Raw genomic sequence first — 24,102 nt, 5'->3', positions numbered from 1 at the left:
ATTCTACACAGTTAGGGTCAACTTCTTTTTATTTTGAATTGATAATAATATTTAAATGTACTGGGGTGGGTATATGAAAAGTTTATTCAAAGTCGTTTCATTTAGTTTAATGACTTGCTTATTGAGTCCTCAAATATTTGCAGGTATTTCAATTAGCCCTGTGCAGTTATATTTAACCGATAAATCTAAACAACGCAGTGCGACATTTACTTTGGAATCGAAAGGAGATGATGAGACACCACGTATTTTTGAAGCTCAAGCATTTAAATGGACTCAAAATGCTGCAGGCGAAGATATTCTTTCACCTGAATCCAATATTATTATCAATCCAAAAAACTTTATTTTAAAACCAAACTCAAAACAAATGGTTCGTGTGGGCTTTACTCAATCTGTAGAGAGTATGAATCTACAACAAGAAGAAGCATGGCGTATTATTTATACTGAGCTACCTCAAGTGACGAACTCTGAATCGAAAATTGCACTGTTATTAAGTATTAATGTGCCATTTTTTGTCGGCAAACAAGAACCCGCTTATTTAAAATTTATTGCCAAAAAAATGAATGGTCGCACCATTATTCAGGTTGAAAATTTAGCAAAATCACACATTCAAATCCAAAAACTTTATGTCATCGATAAAAGCAAGAAAACAGTCGCTGAATCTTCCGATATGAAATATTTATTGGCATTAGGTAAAAACCAATACGACATCGGGAATGTTTCTTTACAAGGCGCTAGTAATTATAAAGTCGTTGTGGAAACAGATAAAGGTGACACTCCTTTGGAGTTTAATTTAGTTGAGTAGTGGCTATGAACAGAATTACATTGCTTCTATATTGTATTTTATGTGCTAATTCTGCTCATGCAGAAGCCGTTGATATGCCTGATGATTTATTTCCAACCAGTATTTGGGTAAACGAAGTAGACCGCAAGAGCGAAGTATTATTACTGACTGAAAATAACAAGTTTTATATAGAGTGCGCAGATCTTGATAAGCTGCAAATTAAAGTAGAAATTCTGAAACGACATGCAACTAAAAATTCATTTTGTTTGGTAACGGATCAAGATATTCAGTCTGGATTTGATCCTCAATTGCAAGCCGTCAAAATTAATCTTCCATCAAAATATTTCTTTGGGCTAGAAACTGATACCTTAATCAGCCAGCCGATGCCTGCAAATTTTGGTGCATTTCTTAATTATGAAATGCATTTTGAAAATAATACTCAACATAATAATTTTGGTGTGCTACCTGAGCTGGGCGTGTTTAAAGACAATTGGATTTTAAGAAATAATGCCTTTTATCGAAATAATAAAGGTGATGATTATCGTGAAGAAAAATTCGTCAGGTTAAATAGTAGTCTTGAGTTTGATTTTTCTAAAAGTGCGACCAAACTGGTTATTGGTGATACGACCTCTGCATATAGTGCATTAATTCATGGTGTACGATTTGGTGGTTTGAGTTTTGGTACAGACTATACGTCACGCCCAGATTTTGTGTATTGGAATATTCCAAGTTTAAAAGGCAGTGCGGTTTTACCTTCGACTGTTGATTTATATATTGATGGCGTAAATATTTATCAGAAAAAGATTTCACCTGGAGATTATAACTTGCAAACAGGTGCCAATATTGAAAGTGCCGGTACAGCGCAAATGGTTGTACAAGATGTATTGGGGAATACTACTGTTAGAAGCTTCCCGGTATTAATTAGTAGTAAATTGCTTAAAGAAGATTTAAATGATTACAACATATCATTAGGGAAACTACGCTTCAGTTATGACGAAGAAAATAGCGATTATCGCGATTTTTTTAGTTCAGCCTATTGGCGTAGAGGTGTTACCAGTCGTACCACTTTGGGTGCAAGTGCTACCTATAGTGACAAAGTAAAAAATGCAGGACTGCTATGGACGCAAGCGGTCAATCGATGGTTTGTTTTAGACAGTATTTTTTTAGGCAGTAAAACCGATAATGACGATGGTTATTCTGCAGGTTTGGCTATCAGTCGTAATTTCGGGAAACTCAATTTTGGTGTGAGTTCACGCTACGCTACAAATGATTATCGGGCGTTGGGCTATGAAGATAATCATATTTTTCCAAAATTTGAAAATATGGCGTATTTAAGTTTTGCTAATTTTCCATTCTTTCAAAATTTAAACCTGAACTATATCGAACAAACCCAGTATGAATCTAATGATCCTTTATTTGAATTAGAGGATCGCAAAATGCTCACAGTGGGTGTGAGTCGCGAAATCACACAGAATTTAATGTATACCGCCAATTATTTTAAAGAATTTGGTGATAGCGATGACTCAGGTGCTTTTATTACATTTTCTTATAATTTTGGGGGTGGTAAACGTATTCAGGCTGATGCAGGTACCAATAAATCTGGCGGTGTACGTTTTATTCAAAATGCATTCGGTGAATATGGTGCAAATTATGCGCTCGGTGTGGATTATCGTAATGATGAAACGGTATTAAATGCCTATGGTGGTTTGTCCACTGATGTAGGTGATTTAACCCTAAGTCATCTCTATAGTGAAAATGATTCAACAACCCAGGTTGGCTACCGTGGTGCTATGGTGTGGTTGGGCGGTCAATACGCATTGACCAGTTTTGTAGATAATGCCTTTGCTTTAGTGAATGTTGGTGGTCGTGAAGATATTGATGTCATGCGATCAATGTCTCCGGTCGCAAAAACCAATAAAAGAGGCTATGCCTTTGTACACGATATCGTTCCTTATATTAATTACGATATTTCATTCGATGAAAACCAATTGCCGATCGAAAGCAAAGTTCCGAATGCTGCACATCGTTTAGTTGCGTTAAGACAGCGTGGTTATAACATTAATTTTTCAGTATTTGATACACAACAAATATTGGTCAAAATATTGGATGAACAAGGTCATCAATTTGTGGCAGGAAGTGAAGTTGCAATTGATACCCCAGAAGCTGATGTTTATCCAGTGGGTTCAGATGGCACGGTAATGTTATATGGTTTGGTTGAAGGCTACTACAAGTTGACGGTGAGGACCAGTGGTGGTCGATCTTGCCAAACAGCGTTAACAGTGCCGAAAAAGGTAGAAAACCAAACTCCTGAATTAATTACATTGCAGTGTAAATAAAGGAGTATTTCCAATGAAAAGTATTTTACTCATCTCAGCAGCGTTATTTAGTTCAATAACATTTGCAGCACCGAGTCGCTGTGAAATGGGACGAATCAGTGAAACCAATATGCGCTTGGCGAATTACTATAATAGTCAAGCGGCGAGTTCATTTAGTGTCGATTGTTCAGGTAAATACCGCATACGCTTTAATAGCCGTAATTTGCAGGATACTTCGGGCAGTAGTTTTGTGACGAATGGCCCGATTAAGCTCAAAACACGGATGACTGTTTCAGGTGCGATGGAAAATCTGTGGAATGTTTCTACCGAGCAAGGCGCTGGCAAAAATAACTATGTGATTGCAGTGCGTTTGGTAGAGCGAGTGAATGCAACGACACCTGCAGGAATCTACCGCGATACAGTCTTTGTAAATATGGTGTTTTGAGATGCTTAGCGACCGATTTTCTTCATGGCTAAGGTGAATAATGTAGAGTGCTGATTTCGTTCATACCGCTAGATTGAAGCTTGATGATAGATATTTAGGTGAATCTTGGGCTCTAATCTAAGTAGCTTAATTTTCTGCTATGCGTATAAAGTCAGAAATGAAGGAAATTTGATTTCAGCATATGCTTCCCCGATAACAACTTTAGGCACCATTTTATTCAGTTATTTGATGAGCTCGATATACACGCTAAATGGTCAGTTCCTGCAAAATGTGAAGTGGATGTTACCCCATTGGAATGTTTAAGCTTACAGCGTATAGCCGAAGAAGCATTAACCAATATTGTGAAGCATAGTCATGCGACCGTGGTGCAGATACGAATTTATTATGAAAACTCGGCGTTGATAATGGAAGTTGAAGACAATGGCGTGGGGGTTGATGTGGATCTGGTCAATCAAGCCGGTTTGGGTGTGGGGCTTCGTAGTATGAGTGGGTTTTAGAAAGGATGAACGCAGATATGCAAATAGCTTCTCGTGCGGGTCAGACGATTTTAAAAGTGATTAAAAATTACGGATAAATCATGATTTTGTAGATGAAATAAGATAATTTCTTTCAATAAACTGTCATCAAATAATCATCAAAATGCAAAAAACTGCTGCTTAAACTGTGGATAAACATTTATAAGAAGCATGTAAGATCATGACAGAATCGGCTAACGATTTGGGGTGTATGCAGGATGAACCTGCACGCTTTCAATTCCAATTTAAGCATATGCAATCACGAATGGATGTGCAAACGGTCTCAACTTTAATCCGTCCAGGTCTAAAAATCGCCATTGTTACAGATACGTGGGCGCCAGAAATTAATGGTGTTGCACATTCTTTATTGCAGTTGTGTAAAGGCTTGCAGCAACAAGGCAACTCAATTTTTTTAATACGTCCTGAACAGTCCGAAAGTTGTCATGATTTCAGACCTGATCAAGAGTGTCTGGTTCGAGCGCAGTCGATTCCTAAATATTCAGGTTTACAATTTGGCTGGCCGCAATTGATCAAACTCAGTAAAGCTTTAAAAAAAGCCCAAGTCGACATTGTGCATATAGTCACTGAAGGGCCTTTGGGTTTTGCCATACTTCAATTGGCGCGTTCTTTACACATCCCTGTGTCTAGTGGTTTTCACTCGGCCTTTCATGACTTTAGTCGTTTCTTTGATTTAGCGTTTTTAATGAAGCCTGTACAACATTATTTACGATGGTTTCATAACAATACTCAACTCACCTGTGTCCCGAGCCAAGATACTGCGGATGCCTTGCATCGATTAGGTTTTAGTTGTCCATTGGTGGTGGTGGGGCGAGGTGTGGACCATAGTCGATTTTCTCCCTCACATTATCGAGCAGAACTGAGACAACAGTGGCAAGCAGATGAACATACCCGCGTGATGCTCTATGTCGGTCGGCTATCTCCTGAAAAAGAGGTGGATGTTTTAATTTCAGCCTATCGTTCGATGTTGGCCATGGATGCACGAACGAAATTGGTCATTGTGGGGGATGGGCCAGATCTTGAACGATTAATGCAACTGGCAAAATCCCTAGATGTTATTTTTATGGGAAGTTTAAGTGGTCAGGCTTTATCGGAAGCCTATGCCAGTGCGGATGTTTTTGTTTTCGCAAGTCAGGTTGAGACCTTTGGTAATGTGGTTTTGGAGGCAATGGCCAGCGGATTGCCTGTGATTGCATATAATGCCGCATGTGCCCAACTGCACGTGAGAAATCAGCAAACGGGATGGTTATGTCATTTATCTCGAACCGATGAATTTATTCGCCTCATGCAGCAATTACCGCAACGCGCTAAATTAAAAACCATGGGCATCGAGGCGGCAAAGGACGCAGCTAAAATTGGTTGGCAATATCCCGTACAACAATTTGAGCAAGCGCTATATTGCGTGGTGGATCAAGCCATGATGAGCCAATGGAGCTAGCGCTATTAGTTGTATAGAAAAGTTGAGCATCCTCATAACCAATATTCATTGAACTGTCATCAAAGCATCATTGCACTGTCAAAAAGATAACTTAAGCTGAGTCAAATACAGAACTAAACTTGTAAAAATAACAACACAAATCTAGCTCAACCCCAACACAGTCAGGCTTTGACTGTAGATAGGAGATTAGCGATGAATTTTAAAAATGCAAAAACAAGAATGCTGCACCTCGATTTAAAAGGCTGTATTTATCTCAATCATTTTTCACATCAACAAGTTGTGGCTGACATATTTAAAATGGTGAGTCGACTTGGTGATGGTGTGTTTTGGTATGTCATGTTGGCGACGGTCTGGATCGTGCAGGGCATGTCTTACAGTTTGCAAATCGTTTATGTATTACTAGGTGGTTCAGTCGGCACCTCGATCTATAAACTCCTCAAAAAGAAAACTGTGCGCCCAAGACCGTACCAAGTGCATCAAGTGATTCGCTTAGGTGAACGCCCTCTAGATCATTTTAGTTTTCCATCGGGGCATACTCTACATGCGGTCATGGCAACAACAGTGCTGGGCTATATTCAACCCATGTTGTTGGTCTTAATGTTGCCCTTTAGCTTATTGGTGGCATTATCTCGCATGATCTTAGGTTTGCATTACCCGAGTGATGTTGCTGTCGGTGCTGCTATAGGTGCTGCAGTGGGTGCGGCGATTATTCTCTGTGCACCTCTTTTGGGTTTGGTTTTATAGTTTGATGTGGACATCACAATTGCAAAATCTGGTAATAAAAAAATTAAAAGGGTTTATCACGTCCAATTGCTGAAATTTGTTAAAGTAAGCCATCATTCTATAGACGATGTTAGGAAGACCCATGGGTTTACGCTGGACAGATACCATTGATATCGCAATTGAGCTGTATGAAGCTCACCCTGATGTTGATCCGCAATGGATTCGCTTTACTGACCTACATGCATGGGTATGTGCATTGCCAAATTTCACTGATGACCCAGAAAAGTCGACTGAAGGTCTGCTTGAGGGAATTCAGATGGCCTGGATTGATGAGGCAAGTTAATCCCTACATCGAAAAAAGCAATTTTTTTGTATAGCAAAAGCAGAAAATAGCGCATTATTCGGTATAATGCGGCAAATTTTTCACGTCAAATTGACTTAAGGAGCCTCTCATGGCTATTGAACGTACTTTATCTATCGTTAAACCAGACGCAGTTGCTAAAAACCACATCGGCGACATCTTTGCTCGTTTCGAAAAAGCTGGTCTTCAAATCGTTGCAACTAAAATGAAACACTTGACTCAAGCTGAAGCTGAAGGCTTCTACGCTGAGCACAAAGAACGTGGTTTCTTTGGTGACCTAGTTGCATTCATGACTTCTGGTCCAGTTGTAGTTTCAGTTCTTGAAGGCGAAAACGCAGTTCTTGCTCACCGTGAAATCCTTGGCGCAACTAACCCTAAAGAAGCTGCTCCTGGTACTATCCGTGCAGACTTCGCTGTAAGCATCGACGAAAACGCTGCTCACGGTTCTGACTCTGTAGCATCTGCTGATCGTGAAGTTAACTACTTCTTCGCTCAAACTGAGATCGCTCCACGTACTCGTTAATTCGAAGTATTCAAACCAGATAAGTGGTATACTGCTTGTCTGGTTTTTTTATTCTCTGAATAATTCTTTGCTCAATAACTGAGCTTCTCCTTTGATCTTTAGACATGGTTTAGGTAATTACACATGAGTACTGAAGTAGTCGCTACATCAGCTGTTTCTGATGCACAGCAACAATCTCCATCCGCTCCGACGCAGCAAAACACTGTGGAGAAAGTGAATTTACTGGGCATGTCACGTCCACAAATGGAAAAATTCTTCGAAGATATGGGGGAGAAGAAATTTCGTGCTGGGCAGGTGATGAAATGGATTCATCAGTTCTTCGTGACTGATTTTGCTGAAATGACCAATATTTCTGGCAAATTGCGTGAAAAACTAGAAAAGATTTGTGAAATTAAAGCGCCTGAAGTGGTGCATAAAAATTACTCAAAAGACGGTACTCGTAAATGGGTGTTCCGTGTAGGTGAAGGTGCAGGTTCATTGGTTGAAACTGTGCTGATTCCTGCGGAAGATAAAACCGGCGCACGTAAGACCTTGTGTATTTCATCACAAGTGGGCTGTGCTCTGGACTGTTCATTCTGTTCAACTGGTAAACAAGGCTTCCAACGTGACTTGAGTCAAGCTGAAATTATTGGACAGCTTTGGATGGCGAACTTCTCTTATATGGAAGATGTGCCAGTTGCGGATCGTGAACGTTCAGTGACCAACGTGGTGATGATGGGCATGGGTGAGCCGCTGTTGAACTATGATGCCGTATTGAATTCAATGCGTATCATGTTGGATGACTTTGCGTATGGTATGTCGAAGCGTCGTGTGACTTTATCAACCTCAGGTGTAGTGCCTAAAATTGACCAATTGGCACAAGACATTGATGTAGCCTTGGCAATTTCACTTCATGCACCAAATGATGAACTACGTAACGAACTTGTTCCGATCAATAAAAAGTATCCGTTGGAACAGTTGATTTCCGCGTGTCAGCGTTATATCGCCAAAGATGGTAATGAAAGTTCACGTAAACACGTGACCATCGAATACGTGATGTTAGATGGTGTAAATGACCATCCTGAACATGCACAGCAAATGTTAAAGCTGTTGAAAAACCTACCAAGCAAAATTAATTTAATTCCGTTTAACCCGTTCCCGCATGCGCCATACGGTCGTTCAAGCCGTAACCGTATTATTTCTTTCCAAAAAACTTTGTCTGATGCCGGTTTTGTGTGTACGATTCGTCAGACACGTGGTGATGATATCGACGCTGCGTGTGGACAACTCGTGGGGCAAGTTGCTGACCGTACTCGTCGTGCGGAGCAATGGAAAAAGAAAGTTGCGCAGCAAAATGAGATACTGCGCTCACAAGGATAATAAAGAGGCAGCCAATTGAAAAAGTTAACGTATAAGTTCACTTTCGTTTCAGCTTTATGTGCATCGGTTTTGGCATTAACAGCATGTCAAACGCCTGAGATTGGGAAAAAAGACCCAGAGAAAGCCGTAAAAATCAGAACGCAATTGGCTGTTGAACACCTGAAAGCAGGGGATTTGGACTCTGCTAAACGTGCATTAGATCAGGCTTTAGAGGTGGATTCTCGCGATTCCCAAGCCAATATGATGATGGGTGTCTTACTACAACGAGAAGGCAGTCCAGCCAACTTAGAAAAAGCAGATAGTTATTTTAAGCGTGCAATTTCAGCAGACTCAAAAAATTCTCAAGCACGTAACAACTACGGTACGTATTTATACCAAGTTGAGCGTTATAATGATGCGATTGAACAGTTCAGCATCGCAGGTTCAACTTTAGGTTATGATCAACGTTTCAAAGCATTGGAAAATTTAGGTCGAATTTACCTGAAAGTGGGTGATGTGGCGAATGCTGAAAAATCATTCAAACAAGCTTTGCAGGCTAATCGTGATTCCTATGTTTCAATGTTAGAGTTGTCTGAAATCTTTTATTTGAATCAGCAGTTCCCTGCTGCCACACAAATGTATGAACAATTTGTACGTGCAGTAGGGCAAAAAAATCAGGGTGCGCGTGCACTCTGGATTGGCATTCGAACAGCGCGTGCCAATGGCGACAATTTGGGTATGCAAGTACTGGTTAACCAGTTACGTGCTTTGTTCCCAGAAAGTCCTGAATACCAACGCTATTTGCAATTACAGTACAGTACTGAGGCCGTATGGAAGTAAATCCTAATTCACCGCAATCGAATGGTTCGAGCGTAGCTCCAAATGCATTAGGAAATGTACAACGCCCAGGTGAGTATTTACGTCAAGTACGTATTACGCAAAAACTGGAACTTGAAGCTGTCGCATCAGAACTCAATATTCCATTAAAAACACTGACTGCACTTGAGCAAGATGATTATAAGTCATTGCCTGAAGCGACCTTTATTAAAGGTTACTACCGCACTTATGCCAAATATTTAAAAGTTGATGCAACCAATATCATTCAACGTTTTGATGATATTTATGCTAACGATACGGGTTTGTTGCCAAATCACGCGTTAAACAATTCACCGATTAAAATTATGGGTAAATTACCCGGTTCTAACCGTGACCGTAATCGTAAATGGATCAAACGTGGTCTGATTGCATTGGCGGTGTTGGTGGTCATTGGTGCGATCGTGGCAGCGATTCAGGGCATGACCTCGGGCAGCGATAATGAAGACGCTGTGACCAGTGAAGTCGCTTCAGAAGTTCAAGTCCTCGACATGAATGGCGGGAATGCAACAGTTAGTGGCGATCAATTGACATTGACCTTTAGTAGCCCGACTTCAGTACATATTGTTGATTCGACGGGTAAGGTGTTGGCGACAGGTCGTCAAGCATCGACGCTCAACTTAAACGGTGAAACACCATTCCAAATTCGTTTGGATGATGCAACAGCAGTGTCATTAAGCTTAAATAATGAAAATATTTCATTGTCACCATATACCGTAAACGGCAAAGCAGATTTCCGTTTATCACGTTAAGGGACAACAGAGCAGACTGAACAATGATTGAAAATCCAATTAAGCGCCGTCCAACGCGTAAAATTAAAGTAGGTTCGGTGTATGTCGGTGGTGATGCGCCGATCAGCATCCAAAGTATGACCAATACTGAAACCTGTGATGTCGAAGCGACCGTGGCACAGATTCAGCGCTGCGTAGATGTCGGCGCAGACATCATGCGTGTTTCAGTACCAAGTATGGAAGCCGCTGAAGCTTTTGGTGAAATTCGCAAACGTGTGCAAGTGCCATTGGTTGCCGATATTCACTTTGATTATAAAATCGCTTTGGCGGTTGCGGACTTGGGCGCGGACTGCCTGCGCATCAATCCGGGCAATATCGGTTCGGAAGCTAAAATCCGCGAAGTGGTTGCGGCAGCGCGCCATAACGATATTTCAATGCGTATCGGGGTGAATGCAGGTTCGCTCGAAAAAGATATTCAAAAGAAATATGGTGAGCCTACAGGTCAGGCCTTGCTTGAATCTGCAATGCGCCATATTGATATTTTAGACCGCTTAAATTTCCATGAATTTAAAGTGTCAGTTAAAGCATCGAATGTCTTTCTGACTATGGATGCGTACCGTTTGTTATCTAAACAAATTGATAACCCATTACACTTGGGTGTGACCGAAGCAGGTGTCTACCGTACGGGTTCAGTTAAGTCTGCTATCGCTTTAGGCGGTTTGTTGATGGAAGGCATTGGTGACACCATGCGTATTTCATTGGCCGCAGAGCCTGAAGAAGAAATTAAAATTGGCTTTGACATTTTAAAATCATTGGGCTTACGTTCAAACGGCATTAACTTTATTGCGTGCCCAAGTTGTTCACGCCAAGAGTTTAATGTCATCAAAGTCATGCAAACATTGGAAGAGCGTTTAGAAGATATTCGTACCCCAATGGATGTATCGGTGATTGGTTGTAAAGTGAATGGTCCGGGTGAAGCCAAAGAAGCCGATATTGGTGTAGTAGGTGCAAGTCCGCGTTCACTGGTGTATCGTAATGGCGAAAAGAGCCATTTAATTGACACAAATCAGTTGGTTGACGAAATCGAAGCGATGGTTCGTCAACGTGTTAGCGATCTTGAAGACGCTAAAGCTAAAGAGATTATTCGCACAAGTTTTTCTGAGTAGATCATGAGTTCAATCGTCGCAATCAAAGGTTTTAATGACATTCTCCCTACGCAAAGTCCTGCATGGAGACGTCTAGAACAGCATCTATCTAGCCTGATGGATGCTTATGGTTATCAGCAAATTCGCTTGCCGATTGTGGAGCAGACTCATCTGTTCAAACGTTCTATTGGTGATGCAACGGATATCGTTGAAAAAGAAATGTACACATTCTTAGACAAAGGTAATCCGCCTGAGTCTTTGACTTTGCGTCCAGAAGGAACAGCAGGGTGTGTGCGTGCAATGCTTGAACATAACTTACTTCGTGGTGCTACACCGCGTGTATGGTATGTCGGCCCAATGTTCCGCTATGAAAAACCACAAAAAGGTCGCTACCGTCAGTTCCATCAATTTGGCGTAGAAACCTTTGGTGTTGCAACACCAGATCAAGATGCAGAATTGATTTTAATGACTGCGCGTTTGTGGAAACGCATGGGCGTTGCAGATAAAGTTCAATTAGAACTCAATACTTTAGGTGAGTCTGATGAACGTGCAGCTTATCGTGCGGCATTGGTTGAATTCTTAGAGTCACATAAAAATGACTTAGATGAAGATTCACAGCGTCGTCTAACCACGAATCCACTGCGTATTTTGGATTCTAAAGATGCAAAAACACAAAGCATTTTGGAAAATGCGCCAAAACTTCACGACTTTATGGGTGAAGAAACGTTGGCTCACTTTGCTCAATTACAGCAGTATTTGACTGATGCTGGTATTGGTTTTGTGATCAATCAGAAATTGGTTCGTGGGCTCGACTACTACAATAAAACGGTCTTTGAATGGACAACTACGCATTTAGGTTCTCAAGGAACAGTATGTGCTGGTGGTCGTTATGACGGTTTAGTCGGTCAGCTTAAAGGTAAAGCAGACCAGTCAGTGCCCGCTGTTGGTTTTGCAATGGGTATGGAGCGTTTGCTTCTTCTACTTGAACAAGTGGAAGACAATACCCCTGTGCGTGACTGTGAACTATTCTTGGTTTCAGATCCAGCAACTCAAGGTAAAGCGTTGGTACTTGCTGAACAAATTCGTGATCAACTCGAAGCGGCGGGTAGCAACATTCGCTTAAAAGTTGGTTCACAAGGTTCAATGAAATCACAAATGAAAAAAGCCGACCAATCGGGCGCTTTATTTGCTGTGATTTATGGTGAACGTGAGCAAGCAGCAGGGCAAGTGCTGGTGAAAGAGCTAGCTATTGCAGAACAACACGAAGTGAATGTGGCAGATTTTGTTGCCTTCATTATCGAAAAAATTTCTTCAAAATAATCCCTATAACATAAGGAAAAAGGTAATTTCATGAGCGCATTGAGTGAAGAAGAACAACTTGATAATTTAAAATCGTTTGCTAAAAAATATGGCTCTGCCATTGTTAGCGGCATTTTAATTGCGTTGATTGCCTTTTTCGGATGGGAATACTGGCAGAAGAAAACTTTGGCTGAATCGCAAATGCAAACAGCCAAAGTACAGCAGTTAATGGATGATGCTCAGTCGGCGACTGGCGATGCGTTTACACAACTTTCTGCGACTGCAGATAAAATTGTAAAAGAAGCGCCAGATTCGCCACAAGCCATCCAAACGCAGTTGCTTATGGCAAAATTGGCGTATGATAAAGCGGATTATGCCAATGCTGAAAAAGCTTTGAAAAAAGTTGAAAATTCAAAAGTTGATGATGCAGGCTTAGTTCAATTGGTGAAATTACGTTTAGCGTATGCACAATTGGCACAAAAGAAATTTGATGAAGCATTAAAAACCTTAGAAGCGGTTAAAGAACCTGCTTTTCAAGCAACTGCAGATGAAGCCCGTGGCGATGTCTATGTTGCAAAAAATGATATCGAAAATGCAAAGAAAGTTTATCAAAGTGCATGGGATGCTTTGGTTGAGCGACAAGAAGAACGTCAAATTTTACAAATTAAACTCGAAAGTGTAGGCGTTTTAGTTGATGATCCTGAAATTGAACGTCCGATTATAGATACACAAGTGGAAGCAACTGAATGAATAGAAAATACAAAATTACCTGTGCGCTGACAGTTTTAACACTTGCTTTGGCTGGTTGTGCAAATAAAGGAAAAGTAGAAAAAGTAAAACCAAATCCTTTACCAAAATTGGAACAGGCAAAAACTTTAGCACCTGTATTTTCAAACAGTGTGGCTTCAACTGAAGAAGCAGATCCACTGCGTTTACGTATGGATGCAGATAATGGCGTTGTTTTTAGCGTAAATCCTAACGGTGAAGTTCAAGCCTATAAAGGCAAAGAGCGTTTATGGCAGAAGAAAATCTCTAAACAAGGTTTGACTGCAGGTGTAGAAGCTGCTGACGGTATTGTGGTTGTCGGTAATGCAAAAGGTCAATTATTTGCATTAGATCAGGCAACAGGTGAACAAAAGTGGACAGCGCAATTAACCGGCGCGTTACTTTCACCGTCGTTGATTCAAGCAGGTCGCGTTATTTCAGTTACCAATGATGGTACGGTATACGCAAACGATGTGGCAACGGGCCAACAAACTTGGACCTATAACTTGCCAAATGTACAGTTTAGTTTACGTGGTATGGCAGCACCGGTATCACTCGATGCGCGTCATGTTCTCATCGCTTCTTCAAATGCCTATATCTATGTGATTGATGCATTGAGCGGTATTCCGAAAATGCAGCGTCGTGTTGCAGTGTCAGACGGTCGTTCAGATGTACAACGTCTCATTGATATTGACGGTGAACCGACTGTAGCAGGTCAATTTTTAATTACCACCAGTTACCAAGGCCAAGTGACAGCGCTTGATCTTGCCTCACAACAAGTGATCTGGAGCAATGATGCGAGCAGCATTCAGCGTCCTGAAGTTGCGGGCAATGGTGTCTTTGTGACACAAACTGATGGTAAAATTGTGGCTTATGAAATTACCACTGGTCAAACATTGTGGGAAAATGACCAATTGCTTAATCGTAATTTGAGTAACCCAGTGATGTTAGGTCAAGACCTTGTGGTTGGTGATCTGGATGGTGTACTTCACTTAATCAACCCAGCGACAGGCGAGTTGGTTGGTCGTTCTAAAACCAGTGGTGAAGTACGTTCACTACGTGTAATTGACAACCAATTATATGTGTCGACACGTAAGGGTGCATTAAGCATTTGGCAGAACCGTTAATTTTTCTGCGGCTTATGTTAAAATAAGCCAAACCGTATTTTTAACGCGGGGGATTGAATCATCAATGCCCCGTGTTTTTATTTATTTTAGGCATTTATCCTATTTCCATTCTTCCTAAGCTTTCTGATGTTCAGACCAGACCAAACTGGCTGATCTGGAATAAAGGTTAATCTATGAAACCCGTAATTGCGCTCATTGGTCGTCCGAACGTCGGAAAATCAACGTTGTTTAACCAGATAACCAAGAGCCGTGATGCTCTCGTTGCTGACTTTGCCGGTCTGACTCGTGACCGTAAGTATGGTGACGCGACTTATCAAAATAAATCCTTCATCGTCGTTGATACTGGGGGTATTGGCGAAACTGAAGGCGGTATCGACTCGTACATGGCAGAACAGTCAAAAACTGCCATCAATGAAGCAGATATTATTGTCTTCGTGGTCGATGCGCGCGCAGGCTTATTGGCATCTGATGAGCAAATTGCACGTGACTTACGTACGCTGGGTAAAAAAGTTTATCTTGTTGCCAACAAAGTTGATGGTGTACATGCCGAAGCAGCTTTAGTTGAATTCTTTAAATTGGGTATGGGTGAACCACTTCAAGTGGCTGCCAGCCATGGTCGTGGTGTTCAGCAAATGCTTGAAGAAGTGTTAGCTGAAGTGCCTGAAGATGAAAGTGAAGAACAACACGATAAAGACACAGGCTTACGTTTAGCGATTATTGGTCGTCCAAACGTGGGTAAATCGACTTTAGTGAACCGTTTGTTGGGTGAAGACCGTGTGGTTGCATTTGACCAGCCGGGTACTACACGTGACTCAATTTATATTCCATTTGAACGTGACGGTCGTAAATACACATTAATCGATACTGCGGGTGTACGTCGTAAAGGTAAAGTGGACGAAATGATCGAGAAATTCTCGATTGTGAAAACTTTACAAGCGATGAAAGATGCGCATGTTGTGGTTATTGTTGTCGATGCACGTGAAGGGATCGTTGAGCAAGACTTGCATTTGATCGGTTATGCGCTTGAAGCAGGCCGTGCGATGGTGATTGCCATCAACAAATGGGACAACATGTCTGACTATGACCGTAAACAGTGTAAATTAGATGTTGAACGTCGTTTTGACTTTATTCCATGGGCAAAAATTCACTTAATTTCTGCACTTCACGGTACAGGTGTTGGTGATCTTTATCCATCGATCCACCGTGCTTATGATTCTTCGCATTTGAAAGTATCACCTGCGAAAATCACTCAGATCTTGAATGATGCAACTGATGCGCACCAACCACCAATGGTTCAAGGTCGTCGTATCAAAATGCGTTATGCGCATATTGGCGGACAAAATCCACCGACGATTGTGATTCATGGTAACAAGGTCGATAAAACGCCAAATGACTATCGTCGTTACCTAGAAAACGTGTTCCGTAAAGTTTATAAACTTGAAGGTACGCCAGTCAAAATTGAATTTAAAACCTCTGATAACCCATTTGAAGGTCGTAAGTCGCAAATCGATGAGCGTACGGCGGCACGTAAACGTCGTTATGTTCAGAAGTTCAAAAAGGCGGAAAAGAAATTCAAACGCTAAGTTTAGATGAACAAAAAAAGCCTGCAGATATGCAGACTTTTTTATTTCACTTTATTTATCTAAAAAGATGTAGAAATTAGTTTTTACACTTTTTAGCTTGGCGGTAAATATCAATATTATCCAGGTTAGCTTGAGCAATTTCCATGGCTTGCTGTGCGCTGCTGCTATCCTTTTGTGTATTTTTATTGCCAGAAAAAGCTGTCGCAAATTGTCCCATACGCGCGGCTGTTTCAGATTGACCTGAAAATGCGGATAGCGCGTTGCCAGCAAGACCAGCCCATTTTGAAACTTGATTATTTTGCTGTGCTGACGCTTGGCTTAATGCCAGTTGAGATGCTTCCAATGTACGTTCAAAGGTCTTACGCTCAACGCTCAGATCAGTGCAATCTAAGGTTTTTAAATAACTGGTGCTATAAACACTATTGTTGGTTTGGTTGGCTTGATTGAAATTTGAGGCATAGCCACGGTCTGCTTGAGCTACAGCATTGGCAGCTTCTTGACGGCTTTGATTCATACGCGCTTCAGCTTGGTCCATAATCGCGCCATTTTTGGCACCCATTACTGCAACAGCTGCATCCAATAAGCCTGCTTGAGCGAAACATGGTAGGACACAAAGTGAACTGATTAACGTGATTTTTCTTAGCATCTGGTTTACCCCGAGTTTTAAATTAAAGTTATAAGAATCTAGAGTATTTTATCTAATTAAAGATGTATTTGAAATATTTATTATACTTAAGTATTTGAATATATTTATAATATTAAGTATTTCTTAAGGGGTTTGAAATATTTTTAAACTGAGTTTTAAAATCTCGACGAGTCAAAGGACCGATGCGCTCATCTGTATTGTGGTGTATTTTGTGTCGGAGTGTCGCATAAAATATAGCGTCATGGACGTAGTGTAAAAGATATTGGATCAATAACTTATGGCGAAAATTCAGCTTGAATATAGTGCAATTACTGACTTCTTTGTGGAGCCGCATGGCTTGAGTCGTCAAGAGGTAATTGCCGTGCGTAAACAAGCCATTTACCAATATCGCAATCAATTACTTGCGCAGCGGCTTAATAGATCAGTTGAAAATTCAGATTTTTCAAAGTCTGCATTTGGTAAGCCTTTTCTTCCTGATTTTCCACACTTTCATTTTAATCATAGTCATAGCCAGCAGCATTATGTTTTGGCCAGCAGTGAAAAAATCACCAATATTGGTGTGGATATTGAAGATTTAAATCGAAAAGTTCGTTTTGATGCGATGGCTCAACATAGCTTTCATCCCGAAGAATTGCTCAATTGGGAGAACTTTGAGCATGATCCTGATTTTTGGTTTAAAGTTTGGACCACCAAAGAGGCGGTACTTAAAGCGTCAGGTTTAGGGATTCGAGTGAACCTGAATGAACTGAATACACAGTGTCATCCTGAGCAGAATGGTGGGATGTGTAGCCATCCCGCAATTGGCACTTTTGCTTATCAGAATATTCAACTGCCGCATGTCATGTTGACGGTGGCATGGCAAAGTGAACAATCTTGCCGAGGCTTTCATTTACCGAAAATTGAGTTGAGTGTCTTATAAATCGGTATGACATATAAATCACCATGAAAAAAGCCCTGTTCTGGCTGAACAGGGCTTTTTTTAAATCAATCTAAACTGGCTTTAGATTAGATTTTGCATTTTTTAGAACCTTGATAGATACCAATGTTGTCGATGTTTGCTTGAGCAGCTGATTTGTTCGCTTGTTGAAGTTCAAGGTTGCCTGCATCAGAAGTATCTTGCTCACCAGCCAAGCTGTTTGCAATGTTGCCTGCACGAGCAGCTTTTTCAGAGTTACCACCGAAAGCAGCAAGAGCGCCACCCGCTAAACCAGCAAATTTGCTCAATGATTTGCCTGGCGCTTGAGCAGATGCTTGGATGTTTGCAATGTTTTTGTCAGCAGCTTCTAAAGAGCGCTTAGCATTCGCTTTTTCAACAGCAAGAGTTGCACAATCCATCGCTTTTAATTCTGAAGATGCGAATTGAGTTGTAGCAAAAGCAGAAATTGAAATAGAAGTAACAGTTGCAAGAACAAGTAATTTTTTCATGAAATAATTCACTTTTATTGTTAGAAAATAAACGCCCGAAAGTAATGGGCGGGTGAATATTATTCAAAAAAAAGAATTTTGTCCTGTTAAAATGTGACAATTGTGTAACTTTGTGTAATTTGCGTACAAATATGATTGCAAAATTAAATGATTAGTAACACGTTACTATTTGGGTTTTTGTGCAATCCAAATATTACTTAAGCGGTTGACAAATTGCGGGCTAAACTTCGATAAATTAAATAAAAATTTAGCTTTCATTCCCACAGGTGTATGTGTGGCCATTAAGACGGTATCCTTTTTTTTGTACCAAGGCATAAATTTGCTGAGCAACATCGCTCGGTTGAAGATTGATGCCCATTTTCTTAATACTTTGTGCATCCATGTCTTGCACCATCGCGGTTTGAACAAATAAAGGCATTACATCTAAAACGCGAATATTGTATTTTTGCCATTCAATATCCAAGCTTTCAGTGAGCCCACGTACAGCAAATTTAGATGTGGCATAGCTGGCTAAATCTGCTTGTCCATAAATAGCTGAAGCCGAAGAGAGGTTAATCACACGAGCAAAATTGCTTTGTTGTAAATAGGGGAATGCCGCATAGCAACCGTTTACCACCCCTTTGACATTGATATCAATCGTTCGGTGGTGTGCAGACAATTCCGTATGTTCAAAGCTGCCTGAATACAGAATTCCGGCATTATTGACTAAGATATTCAACTGACCTGCCCAAGCAACAAATTCAGCTAAAGCGCTTTGCCATTGCTCTGGTTGTGTCACATCTAAAAGCCCAGCTTTGGCATGGCTACCGAGTTCGGCAGCTAAGGAGGTAACTTGAGATTGGTTAATGTCGTAGAGCCCAACTTTATATCCTTGTTGTATGAACAGTCGTGCAATTGCTGCGCCAATCCCTTGTCCTGCACCGCTAATAAAAATACTTTGCATGTTATGCTTCCCTGAATTGAGTTGCTCATTCCTTGAGTGAATTTTGAGCATATCAAATTCTGTAATCGAAACAATGTACTGATGAGTAAATAGCTGGAGTTCACATGGAACAATTATTAGCAGTGATGAAAGAATTACGTGAAAAATGTCCATGGGATCAAAAGCAAACCCCAGAAAGTTTGACTCGTTATGCCATCGAAGAAGCCTATGAAGTTGAAGCGGCAGTTCGTTCAGGTCAGAGTGATGATGTACGAGATGAACTGGGGGATTTGTTGCTGCAAGTGGTATTTCAGTCGCAGATGTATAGCGAACAAGGCGCATTTGATTTTCAAGATGTGGTGCAAGCGATTACAGATAAATTAATTCGCCGTCATCCCCATGTATTTCAGGCAGAGCAATTCTCAGCACTCAATGCGGATGATGTGGCAATACTATGGAAACAGATTAAACAACAAGAAAAAGCAGGGAAATCAGCATCAAGATTAGATGAAGTTAAACATGCACCTGCATTAAGCCAAGCAGATGAAATCCAAAAAAATGTGGCGAAAATTGGCTTTGATTTTCCAGATATTGAAGGGGCTTATGGCAAACTTGAGGAAGAGCTAGGGGAGTTAAAAGAGGCCTTGGCAGGCAAAAAATCCGACGAAATATTTGATGAATTTGGTGATTGCTTATTTTCTCTGGTGAATGTTGGACGTAAGATTGGCATCTCAAGTGAGATGGCACTTTTAAGTACCATTCATAAATTTAGAAGCCGCTTTGCTTATATTGAAGCACAGGCCACATTACTACAAAAACATGTAGAAGACTTGTCCTTAACTGAGATGGATCAGTTGTGGGAACAGGCAAAACAACAATTAAAACAACAGGCTGAATATGTACCACATCCTAAAGAATAAATACTCTACACAATTACTTGTCTTGGTTTTGGGTTTAATGGCAGATTTGACTTATGCTCGAAACCCTTCGGGTTACGCGGAATGGAAAGCTTTACAGCAAGCCAAAGATCAACAATTAAAAAAGCAATCTGAGGCTCCTAAGTCTAATGTGACAACTGCATCCAGCAATGCCAACTATTATTTGTCACGACCCAGCACCCAACAAAATAGTCGAACAGATCAGGTACGTTTAAATACAGCCTCAGTCGATGAACTGCAGACATTGCATGGAATTGGTCAGAAAAAAGCAGAAGCCATTGTGCAATATCGCAAAAGTAATGGCTTATTTAAAAGCATTGATGATATTCAACAGGTTAAGGGAATCGGTCCTGCGCTGTTTGCTAAAAATAAAGCAAAATTGGCACTTTAAGTGAAGTGTAAAAAAAAGAATTAGGTTAAGCTCAGCTTGAGCATCGAGATAATCAAATTGCCCTTTGATTGTGTTAGAGATATCATTAGCGACATCTTAAGAATTTTACGTTCAGACGTAGGAGACAGCGTCTTTTGCAAACTTTGCGCGCGTCCAAATGTGGTTTATCAACCACACAATTACCTTCTTCCATTTTAGATGTGATTGATGCCTTAACTAAGGCAGGCTATGAAGCTTATATCGTGGGTGGCAGTGTCCGCGACCTAATGTTGGGTCATGCACCTAAAGATTTTGATGCCGTAACTAATGCGACACCAGCTCAGGTGAAAGAGGTCTTCGGGCGACGTTGCCGAATTATTGGTCGTCGTTTTGAGCTGGCGCATGTCTACTCAGGACGTGAACTGATCGAAGTTGCGACCTTCCGTGCGCCGCCTAAAAAAGCCGTGACTTCTGCTGCGGGCATGATTTTACGTGATAATAATTGGGGTACGATTGAGCAAGACTTTGCACGCCGTGACTTCTCGATCAATGCGATGTATTACCAACCACGCAAAGGCGAAGTGTTAGATTTTTGTCATGCAGTAGATGACATAAAACATAAAACGTTGCGTTTATTGGGTGATCCACAACTCCGTTTTGAAGAAGATCCTGTGCGGATGCTTCGGACTTTACGTTTTGCAGCCAAATTAAACTTTAATATTGATCAAAAAATTCTGGATGTCTTTACTCCAGAACTTACTCAATTGCTGCGTGATGTGTCTCCACATCGTTTATACGATGAGTCACAAAAGCTTTTTACCATGGGGCATCTCAATCGCGTCTTACCGATGCTGATCGATTTTGGTATTTGGTATCAATTATTTGCAGATATCAAACCGGTTGTAACGCCATTTATTGAGTTGGCTGCAAAAAATACCGATCAACGTATTTCGATTGGGAAAACCATTAACCCTGCATTTTTCTATGCCGTGTTATTGTGGATTCCGTTCCAAGAACGTTGTACGTTCTATCTAAACAAAGGTGTAGTTCCTGCTGAAGCACGTGCTCAAGCTGGTTTAGATGTATTGAAACGTCAGGCTACACGAACCATTATTCCACGCTTTGCCGAAACATTTATTCGTGAAGTTTGGGAAATGCAAACCCGTTTGCTGAATCCAAAACCACAGCAAATTGAAGCACTATCAGGTCATGCGCGTTTCCGTGCAGGCTTTGACTTCTTGCTTCTGCGTGAAAAATCGGGCGATACAAGCACGCAAGGTATGGGCCAGTGGTGGGATGCTTATCAGCAGATGAGCACTGACGAAAAAGAACGAGCAATTAGCCAATACAATCGTCAGCGTGCCAAGAGTCGTCGTAAAGCGGCGCATGAAGATGTGGAAGCCAAAACTTCTACTCATCAGCAAGTTGAAATTGAACCGCTGGTGAATGAACCAGAAAGCAGAAGTCGCCGTCAACGTAAGCTTAAATCACATGCCAATAGTCTAGAGACAGTGTCAATCGTTGCAGCGTCAGCCAGTGGTGAAATCGGTGCAGATCATCCGATTTTAAAACGTAAACGTGTGAAACGAGATTTGACTCAGGTTATTTTTGGGCCAACACAATGACGCTGACATATATTGGTTTAGGCAGTAATTTAGGTGATTCTCTACAGATCCTTAGTGAAGCGGTGCATAAACTTGCAACACTCGGAAAAGTGAAAGTCTCAAAACTGTATCAAAGCCCGCCAATGGGGCCACAAGATCAGCCGAATTATTTAAATGCAGCGGTTGCATTAGAAACTGATCTAGCACCTTTGGCCTTGTTGGATGAATTGCAACGCTTTGAACAAGAGTCGGGGCGTGTACGCCTACGTCATTGGGGGGAGCGTACACTGGATTTAGATTTACTGATTTATGGTGAACAGCACATTCAAAATGAACGTTTGACGGTGCCTCATGTTGGTGTTTTAGAACGTGATTTTGTGTTGAAGCCTTTGTTGGATTTAGATGAGAATCTACATATTAAAGGACAACCATTAAAAGATTTACCTATTTTGAATAATCCAAATTTAACTGTATTGGATGCAGGAAACTGGGCCCATCTTTAATTTTTGTATGACCACTTGAGAAAGCCGTCATCTGAGGAATATTGAAATGATTAGTCTAAGTGACTTGAAAAAATTTAAAGCGGAAGGCCGCAAATTCTCCTGCCTGACTTGCTATGATGCGAGCATGGCAAAAGCAATGGAAGTTGCTGAAGTCGATAGTATTCTGATTGGTGATTCATTGGGGATGACCATTCAAGGGAATGACTCAACTTTGCCTGTCACTGTTGAAGATATGGTATATCACACTGCTGCAGTGCGTCGTGGCAATAAACATGCGTTTATTTTGACTGATTTGCCATTTATGACCTATGCCACTTTGAATGACGCTTTGGTGAACTCAAAGACCGTGATGCAAGCAGGCGCACAGATGGTCAAATTGGAAGGTGGTGCATGGTTGTCAGAAACAGTTGAAGTATTGACCCGTAATGGTATTCCAGTGTGTGTGCATTTAGGGTTAACTCCGCAATCGGTTCATGTGTTTGGCGGTTATAAAGTGCAAGCACGTACACGCGAAACCGCGGATCAACTCATTGCAGATTGTAAAGCTGTGGTTGATGCAGGTGCAGCACTTTTACTTTTGGAATGTGTTCCTGCCCAAGTGGGTAAAGAAATTAGTGAATTATTCCCAAATACACCTGTGATTGGGATCGGTGCCGGTGCAGATACGGATGCTCAAGTCTTGGTTCAACAAGATATGTTGGGACTGACGTTTAGTCACGTGGCGAAATTTGTTCGCAACTTTATGAAAGAGCAAGCAGGGGAAACAGCAATTGTGGATGCGTTTAAGGCGTATCATACTGCCGTACTAGATGGTAGCTTCCCTGCCAAAGAACATACATTCCAAATTGAGCTGTAAGACATGAAAACTGAAACAACGATTCAAGGTTTAAGTGCATCGCTAAATCCAGCACGTGCTGCGCGCAAAATCATTGGTTTTGTACCAACGATGGGGAACTTGCATGAAGGTCACCTTAATTTAGTTCGTGAAGCACGTAAACTGTGTGATGTCGTGGTGGTGAGTATTTTCGTTAACCCAATTCAGTTTGGTCCAAATGAAGACTTTGACAACTATCCACGTACTTTGGAACAAGATCAGCACTTATTGGCTGAAGTGGGTTGTGACATCGTGTTTGCACCGACTGTTGAACAAATGTATGGCAACAAACCGCGCTTAACCAATATTAGCGTGGGCGGCATTACCAATGATTTGTGTGGCGAACAGCGTCCGGGTCATTTTGACGGTGTTGCTGTTGTTGTGACAAAACTCTTTAATATTGTTCAACCGAATTTTGCATTCTTTGGGCAAAAAGATTACCAGCAACTTGCAGTGATTCGTCAGTTTGTACGTGACTTAAATATTCCACTAGAAGTGATTGGTGTGCCGATTACTCGTGCTGAAGATGGTTTGGCATTGAGTTCACGCAATGGTTATTTAAGTGCGGAAAATCGTGCGATTGCACCAACGATTTACCAAAGCTTGAAAACGGCTGAGGCAGAATTACATGCTGGAACTCAGCTTGCAGATGTGTTAGCGAATATTAAAGCAACATTGACAGCGGCGGGTTTTGTTGTGGACTATGTTGAAGCACGTACACCTGAATTACAGAAAATTGAAGAATTTGATCAAGACGTGGTGTTGTTTATTGCGGCTAAATTAGGCGCAACACGTCTTATTGATAATATGCAGGTTAAATATACTGCAGTTTAAAACGGC

At 41.2% G+C, this 24,102-nt stretch carries 25 protein-coding genes and 1 pseudogene; 23 read left to right on the top strand and 3 right to left on the bottom strand.

Features of this window, described 5'->3' with window-relative positions; all coding sequences use genetic code 11:
* Positions 1-73: 73 nt before the first annotated feature.
* From LXF01_RS13690 to der, 16 genes are all read left to right on the top strand, one after another.
* Entirely contained in the window at positions 74-802 is a 729-nt protein-coding gene (locus LXF01_RS13690; RefSeq protein ID WP_233944554.1) for a fimbrial biogenesis chaperone, read from the top strand.
* Between the two features lie 5 nt (positions 803-807).
* On the top strand, positions 808-3,117 hold the full coding sequence (locus LXF01_RS13685) for a fimbria/pilus outer membrane usher protein (RefSeq protein WP_233944553.1): 2,310 nt from the start codon (positions 808-810) through the stop codon (positions 3,115-3,117).
* Positions 3,118-3,130: 13 nt separating this feature from the next.
* Entirely contained in the window at positions 3,131-3,541 is a 411-nt protein-coding gene (locus LXF01_RS13680; protein WP_078189619.1) for a hypothetical protein, read from the top strand.
* Between the two features lie 275 nt (positions 3,542-3,816).
* Positions 3,817-4,038 (top strand): ATP-binding protein, encoded by a 222-nt coding sequence (locus LXF01_RS13675; RefSeq protein ID WP_233944552.1) that lies wholly within the window; start codon positions 3,817-3,819, stop codon positions 4,036-4,038.
* A gap of 196 nt (positions 4,039-4,234) precedes the next feature.
* Positions 4,235-5,512, top strand: a complete 1,278-nt coding sequence (locus LXF01_RS13670) for a glycosyltransferase family 4 protein (protein WP_442781374.1) — start codon at positions 4,235-4,237, stop codon at positions 5,510-5,512.
* A gap of 192 nt (positions 5,513-5,704) precedes the next feature.
* Positions 5,705-6,256: a phosphatase PAP2 family protein gene (locus tag LXF01_RS13665; RefSeq protein ID WP_233944550.1), complete on the top strand. Its 552-nt coding sequence runs from the start codon at positions 5,705-5,707 to the stop codon at positions 6,254-6,256.
* 121 nt (positions 6,257-6,377) lie between these two features.
* The gene (iscX, locus tag LXF01_RS13660; RefSeq protein WP_078189615.1) at positions 6,378-6,578 is read left to right on the top strand and encodes a Fe-S cluster assembly protein IscX; all 201 of its coding nucleotides are present in this window, start codon (positions 6,378-6,380) and stop codon (positions 6,576-6,578) included.
* A gap of 109 nt (positions 6,579-6,687) precedes the next feature.
* Positions 6,688-7,119: a nucleoside-diphosphate kinase gene (gene ndk / locus LXF01_RS13655; protein WP_078189614.1), complete on the top strand. Its 432-nt coding sequence runs from the start codon at positions 6,688-6,690 to the stop codon at positions 7,117-7,119.
* Between the two features lie 123 nt (positions 7,120-7,242).
* The gene (gene rlmN / locus LXF01_RS13650) at positions 7,243-8,478 is read left to right on the top strand and encodes a 23S rRNA (adenine(2503)-C(2))-methyltransferase RlmN (protein ID WP_233944549.1); all 1,236 of its coding nucleotides are present in this window, start codon (positions 7,243-7,245) and stop codon (positions 8,476-8,478) included.
* A 15-nt stretch (positions 8,479-8,493) separates the two neighbouring features.
* Positions 8,494-9,297, top strand: a complete 804-nt coding sequence (gene pilW, locus LXF01_RS13645; protein WP_078189612.1) for a type IV pilus biogenesis/stability protein PilW — start codon at positions 8,494-8,496, stop codon at positions 9,295-9,297.
* Complete coding sequence (locus LXF01_RS13640) at positions 9,288-10,082, top strand: helix-turn-helix domain-containing protein (RefSeq protein ID WP_180124989.1); 795 nt, start codon at positions 9,288-9,290, stop codon at positions 10,080-10,082. The genes pilW and LXF01_RS13640 overlap by 10 nt, the downstream gene beginning before the upstream one ends.
* Before the next feature lie 23 nt (positions 10,083-10,105).
* Positions 10,106-11,227, top strand: coding sequence for a flavodoxin-dependent (E)-4-hydroxy-3-methylbut-2-enyl-diphosphate synthase (ispG, locus tag LXF01_RS13635; protein WP_233944548.1), 1,122 nt, complete (start codon positions 10,106-10,108; stop codon positions 11,225-11,227).
* A 3-nt stretch (positions 11,228-11,230) separates the two neighbouring features.
* Complete coding sequence (hisS, locus tag LXF01_RS13630) at positions 11,231-12,526, top strand: histidine--tRNA ligase (RefSeq protein WP_078189609.1); 1,296 nt, start codon at positions 11,231-11,233, stop codon at positions 12,524-12,526.
* Positions 12,527-12,556: 30 nt separating this feature from the next.
* Entirely contained in the window at positions 12,557-13,255 is a 699-nt protein-coding gene (locus LXF01_RS13625) for a YfgM family protein (RefSeq protein WP_078189608.1), read from the top strand.
* Positions 13,252-14,397, top strand: a complete 1,146-nt coding sequence (gene bamB, locus LXF01_RS13620; RefSeq protein ID WP_078189607.1) for an outer membrane protein assembly factor BamB — start codon at positions 13,252-13,254, stop codon at positions 14,395-14,397. Before LXF01_RS13625 ends, bamB begins: the two co-directional genes overlap by 4 nt.
* A 173-nt stretch (positions 14,398-14,570) precedes the next feature.
* Positions 14,571-15,980: a ribosome biogenesis GTPase Der gene (gene der / locus LXF01_RS13615; protein ID WP_078192658.1), complete on the top strand. Its 1,410-nt coding sequence runs from the start codon at positions 14,571-14,573 to the stop codon at positions 15,978-15,980.
* Positions 15,981-16,056: 76 nt separating this feature from the next.
* On the opposite strand, the gene LXF01_RS13610 is transcribed toward der, so the two are convergent.
* Positions 16,057-16,626, bottom strand: coding sequence for a hypothetical protein (locus LXF01_RS13610; RefSeq protein WP_233944547.1), 570 nt, complete (start codon positions 16,624-16,626; stop codon positions 16,057-16,059).
* Between the two features lie 277 nt (positions 16,627-16,903).
* Between LXF01_RS13610 and LXF01_RS13605 the strand changes: the two genes are divergently transcribed.
* Positions 16,904-17,545, top strand: coding sequence for a 4'-phosphopantetheinyl transferase family protein (locus LXF01_RS13605; RefSeq protein WP_233944546.1), 642 nt, complete (start codon positions 16,904-16,906; stop codon positions 17,543-17,545).
* Positions 17,546-17,631: 86 nt separating this feature from the next.
* On the opposite strand, the gene LXF01_RS13600 is transcribed toward LXF01_RS13605, so the two are convergent.
* Together LXF01_RS13600 and LXF01_RS13595 are read right to left on the bottom strand one after the other, a co-directional pair.
* Positions 17,632-18,051 carry a hypothetical protein gene (locus tag LXF01_RS13600; protein ID WP_078192655.1) on the bottom strand — a complete coding sequence of 140 codons (420 nt, stop codon included), beginning with the start codon at positions 18,049-18,051 and terminating at the stop codon, positions 17,632-17,634.
* A 165-nt stretch (positions 18,052-18,216) separates the two neighbouring features.
* Positions 18,217-18,994 (bottom strand): annotated as a pseudogene (locus tag LXF01_RS13595) (SDR family oxidoreductase).
* Between the two features lie 104 nt (positions 18,995-19,098).
* On the opposite strand from LXF01_RS13595, the gene mazG reads away from it, so the two are divergent.
* The 6 genes from mazG (at position 19,099) to panC (ending at position 24,096) form a co-directional block, all read left to right on the top strand.
* Positions 19,099-19,893, top strand: a complete 795-nt coding sequence (gene mazG / locus LXF01_RS13590) for a nucleoside triphosphate pyrophosphohydrolase (protein WP_233944545.1) — start codon at positions 19,099-19,101, stop codon at positions 19,891-19,893.
* Positions 19,871-20,302 carry a ComEA family DNA-binding protein gene (locus tag LXF01_RS13585; RefSeq protein ID WP_442781344.1) on the top strand — a complete coding sequence of 144 codons (432 nt, stop codon included), beginning with the start codon at positions 19,871-19,873 and terminating at the stop codon, positions 20,300-20,302. The genes mazG and LXF01_RS13585 overlap by 23 nt, the downstream gene beginning before the upstream one ends.
* Positions 20,303-20,436: 134 nt before the next feature.
* Positions 20,437-21,906 carry a polynucleotide adenylyltransferase PcnB gene (pcnB, locus tag LXF01_RS13580; RefSeq protein ID WP_233944543.1) on the top strand — a complete coding sequence of 490 codons (1,470 nt, stop codon included), beginning with the start codon at positions 20,437-20,439 and terminating at the stop codon, positions 21,904-21,906.
* A complete protein-coding gene (gene folK, locus LXF01_RS13575) occupies positions 21,903-22,388 on the top strand; it encodes a 2-amino-4-hydroxy-6-hydroxymethyldihydropteridine diphosphokinase (RefSeq protein ID WP_180135349.1) in 486 nt (161 codons plus the stop codon). The genes pcnB and folK overlap by 4 nt, the downstream gene beginning before the upstream one ends.
* 46 nt (positions 22,389-22,434) lie before the next feature.
* A complete protein-coding gene (gene panB / locus LXF01_RS13570) occupies positions 22,435-23,244 on the top strand; it encodes a 3-methyl-2-oxobutanoate hydroxymethyltransferase (protein WP_233944542.1) in 810 nt (269 codons plus the stop codon).
* Positions 23,245-23,247: 3 nt separating this feature from the next.
* A complete protein-coding gene (gene panC, locus LXF01_RS13565; protein WP_078192648.1) occupies positions 23,248-24,096 on the top strand; it encodes a pantoate--beta-alanine ligase in 849 nt (282 codons plus the stop codon).
* Positions 24,097-24,102: the final 6 nt, after the last annotated feature.

This window comes from Acinetobacter sp. SH20PTE14 (assembly GCF_021391555.1).
Lineage (GTDB): Bacteria > Pseudomonadota > Gammaproteobacteria > Pseudomonadales > Moraxellaceae > Acinetobacter > Acinetobacter amyesii.
The sequence above is the reverse complement of the archived record's forward strand: the minus strand, read 5'-3'. Positions and strand labels throughout refer to the sequence as shown.

Coding starts and splice junctions, on each gene's coding strand:
- iscX (WP_078189615.1), top strand. CDS start 6,378: ATGGGTTTACGCTGGACAGATACCATTGATATCGCAATTGAGCTGTAT.
- LXF01_RS13625 (WP_078189608.1), top strand. CDS start 12,557: ATGAGCGCATTGAGTGAAGAAGAACAACTTGATAATTTAAAATCGTTT.
- LXF01_RS13585 (WP_442781344.1), top strand. CDS start 19,871: ATGTACCACATCCTAAAGAATAAATACTCTACACAATTACTTGTCTTG.
- ndk (WP_078189614.1), top strand. CDS start 6,688: ATGGCTATTGAACGTACTTTATCTATCGTTAAACCAGACGCAGTTGCT.
- LXF01_RS13605 (WP_233944546.1), top strand. CDS start 16,904: ATGGCGAAAATTCAGCTTGAATATAGTGCAATTACTGACTTCTTTGTG.
- panB (WP_233944542.1), top strand. CDS start 22,435: ATGATTAGTCTAAGTGACTTGAAAAAATTTAAAGCGGAAGGCCGCAAA.
- mazG (WP_233944545.1), top strand. CDS start 19,099: ATGGAACAATTATTAGCAGTGATGAAAGAATTACGTGAAAAATGTCCA.
- panC (WP_078192648.1), top strand. CDS start 23,248: ATGAAAACTGAAACAACGATTCAAGGTTTAAGTGCATCGCTAAATCCA.
- LXF01_RS13680 (WP_078189619.1), top strand. CDS start 3,131: ATGAAAAGTATTTTACTCATCTCAGCAGCGTTATTTAGTTCAATAACA.
- LXF01_RS13665 (WP_233944550.1), top strand. CDS start 5,705: ATGAATTTTAAAAATGCAAAAACAAGAATGCTGCACCTCGATTTAAAA.
- hisS (WP_078189609.1), top strand. CDS start 11,231: ATGAGTTCAATCGTCGCAATCAAAGGTTTTAATGACATTCTCCCTACG.
- ispG (WP_233944548.1), top strand. CDS start 10,106: ATGATTGAAAATCCAATTAAGCGCCGTCCAACGCGTAAAATTAAAGTA.
- LXF01_RS13640 (WP_180124989.1), top strand. CDS start 9,288: ATGGAAGTAAATCCTAATTCACCGCAATCGAATGGTTCGAGCGTAGCT.
- rlmN (WP_233944549.1), top strand. CDS start 7,243: ATGAGTACTGAAGTAGTCGCTACATCAGCTGTTTCTGATGCACAGCAA.
- LXF01_RS13685 (WP_233944553.1), top strand. CDS start 808: ATGAACAGAATTACATTGCTTCTATATTGTATTTTATGTGCTAATTCT.
- LXF01_RS13690 (WP_233944554.1), top strand. CDS start 74: ATGAAAAGTTTATTCAAAGTCGTTTCATTTAGTTTAATGACTTGCTTA.
- LXF01_RS13610 (WP_233944547.1), bottom strand. CDS start 16,626: ATGCTAAGAAAAATCACGTTAATCAGTTCACTTTGTGTCCTACCATGT.
- der (WP_078192658.1), top strand. CDS start 14,571: ATGAAACCCGTAATTGCGCTCATTGGTCGTCCGAACGTCGGAAAATCA.
- bamB (WP_078189607.1), top strand. CDS start 13,252: ATGAATAGAAAATACAAAATTACCTGTGCGCTGACAGTTTTAACACTT.
- LXF01_RS13600 (WP_078192655.1), bottom strand. CDS start 18,051: ATGAAAAAATTACTTGTTCTTGCAACTGTTACTTCTATTTCAATTTCT.
- folK (WP_180135349.1), top strand. CDS start 21,903: ATGACGCTGACATATATTGGTTTAGGCAGTAATTTAGGTGATTCTCTA.